Consider the following 2,844-nt stretch of genomic DNA (forward strand, 5'->3'; position numbering starts at 1 on the left):
ATACATGGTGCAGAGTATAGAGGGTGGCAGGGAATGGGAAAAGAGCCTCGGCGTCAGCGTGCTCACGTCGCAGACGTGCTCATTTTATGCGGGTATTAGTGCGGGGCGATCAGCCTGCCCCGACGTTAATGTGAGGCTGGGTCTTAAAGACGGTTGAGGCAGCAACGCTGCCGTGCTCGCACCAAAGGTGCGCTACGTTCTTTTCGCGTCATTTTGTTTCACATAGCATTAGTTAATGTGGGAGATAAGACGACATCACATAGTATATCCCTATACTTTAGCTGTGTTTGTCTGCTAACACAGTGTTTATACTGGGGAGATAATCCCATAATAATCCTGGACGGTTATGTCTTCCCCCCCATCGAACTCCGCATCGAAAAACCCGCCGGGAAAAACCGCGGCTTACTCCATTCTCGTTTTAATCATCGCAACGCTGGCCGCCGGCATGCCTTACCAGGTCGACATCAAGATCCTGTTGCTGATGGCATTAACGTTCACTGTACTGATTGCTATTGTGGATGGCTGGCGCTTTGCGCTAATAATGGACAGTATGCGCAGCGGGATTGTACGGGCTTTTCCCGCGCTGTGTATTTTTATCCTCATCGGTGCACTTATCGGGAGCTGGATCCAGGGCGGAATTATCCAGACCCTGATTGTCTATGGGTTACAGATTTTAAGCCCAGCGTTCTTTTTACCGGCCGGTTTGCTGGTTTGCAGCGTGGTATCGCTGGCGACGGGTACCTCATGGGGCACCGTCGGGACTATAGGAGTAGCCTTTATGGCTATGGGGCAAGTCCTCGGGATCCCGGCACCACTCACCGCTGGCATGGTGGTTTCAGGTGCCTTTTTTGGCGATAAACTCTCCCCCCTGTCGGATACCACCAATCTTGCCGCTGCCGCGACCGGTGCTGATTTATTTGCCCATATACGCTCGATATTGCTGACTACTGTGCCATCGTATTTGCTGAGTCTTGCCGCATTTTATGTGGCAGGACGCCACTACTATTTGACGCAAAGCACGAGCAGCACTCAGGTCACTGAATTACTTCGGTTGCTGCAACAGTACTTTGTGATTAGCCCGTGGTTGCTACTACCGATTTTTGCGGTACTGGTGATGAGTTTGTTGCGCGTACCGGCTCTGATTGCGCTGATGAGTGGTGCATTACTTGGGGTCTTGTGCAGTGTGGCTGGCCAGGGGGATTCAGTGGCCAGTGCACTGAATGCCATGAATAGAGGATATGTCAGTCACAGTGGCGTGGTGACACTAGATACGCTGCTTAATCGGGGCGGCATCGTTAATATGATGGAAACCTTTGTGCTGTCGTTTATAGCGCTGTGTCTGGGAGCGTTATTGGACGAGCTCGGCTATTTGCGTGTGGCGATGCAGGGGCTATTGCAGCAGGTCAAACGGCTGGGCTCTTTAGTAGCGCTGGTTATTGGTGCATGTTTTGTAACCAATGGTTTGATGGGGGAGGTGTATCTGTCGATTATCGTTAACGGTAATTTATTTCGCCAGGAATTTGCCAGTCGCGGTTTGCAGCCAGCCATGCTCAGCCGTACTCTGGAAGAAGGAGCAACGTTGACTGGGCCTTTGATCCCGTGGACTACGGCTGGTGCATTCATGGGGGGGGTGCTAGGTATATCGGCGCTTGATTATGCGCCGTACACTTTTTTTAACCTGATTAATCCGTTGCTGGCCATCGTGTTTGCTTTTGTTGGGTTAGCCGTGCTGCGCGATAAAACCAAACCGACCACTACGGCACCGTATTCAGCAGGATAGGGACTGCTATGCCGAGAGTTGTGCTATGGCTCGCCGCCTAATAAAAATGTCGTGCGCACCGCATGGTGCTGGCCGGGGCGAACCTGTTGTCAACGGTAGGTAACAGGCTTCTCTTCCGCCACCTGCGATGAAGGAATATTGATTAAAGTTTTTAATTAACAATGATCTAAGCGGATTTTAGTTATAGATAACACTATGCCATTGCTTAAGTTGCTTGTGTGACTGCACGTCGGATAGATACTGACGTTACAATTCACTGACGTTGCCGGAGTAATCAGCAATATCCACGCCTCTGGTTCCCTTTACCCGAAGGGATCCAGGTTCCCTGACCGCAAGGCTCATAACATGTCCGGAAATTGTGCTAGAAGGTGACATAATTCGGGCCCCTTCTGAAAAATATTGTCGATGCGTTTGCGCGACTGAAACCTGAAATACCTGCAAAAACACTTGGATGAAAAGTACACCTGTATGAAGAAAAATCAGATGATAATCCAAAACTGCAGCAAAATTCACCAATACTGAGAGCCGGTTTCAACGGCGTTTGTGGAATCAACGATCAATGAAGTGATTGAAAATAATGGCCAAAAGCAGGAGATGCAGCGGATCAGAAAAGGCGCGTATTATTTTTTATAGACCCGGACGGCAGTCCCGAATAATGAGCTACAGGATAAATTTTACAGTTGGCATCCCGGTTTCCCAATGTACGATCAGAGTGGTTGGAGGGTATTCTTGATAGCAGCATAGCTCACTAATGGCCCATATTGAACCATGCTCTACGTATTCAGCTTAACAACCTGACATTGCTCTAAAGACTCATTCGTAAACTATCTGCCTATCACGCTCTGAATCGCCACGGGTTTAACAGACACCTCAGAGTCATTTAAAATGGCCTAAAGAGAGGTGCACATGAGCAGTAAGCGTTATCCTGAAGAGTTTAATATTAGACGTCAATTACTTTTGCCGATCCGGCGTCAACTACAATGGCCGCTCCCACACCATCATTTAGATGGCTTTTTTGCCACTGCGTTTGAGGTCTTTTTCCTGTAGCTTTCTCCTTGTATTTC

Annotated in this window: 1 protein-coding gene and 1 pseudogene; both read left to right on the forward strand. The window is 49.0% G+C overall.

What is annotated here, in order from left to right; genetic code table 11:
* Positions 1-346 precede the first annotated feature (346 nt).
* Complete coding sequence (nhaC, locus tag ACMV5H_RS25240; RefSeq protein ID WP_414822765.1) at positions 347-1,780, forward strand: Na+/H+ antiporter NhaC; 1,434 nt, start codon at positions 347-349, stop codon at positions 1,778-1,780.
* Positions 1,781-2,203: 423 nt separating this feature from the next.
* Positions 2,204-2,524, forward strand: a pseudogene (locus ACMV5H_RS25245) (ISKra4 family transposase); the annotation flags it as partial.
* Positions 2,525-2,844 lie beyond the last annotated feature (320 nt).

Source organism: Serratia sp. N21D137 (assembly GCF_047530005.1).
Lineage (GTDB): Bacteria > Pseudomonadota > Gammaproteobacteria > Enterobacterales > Enterobacteriaceae > Chania > Chania fonticola_B.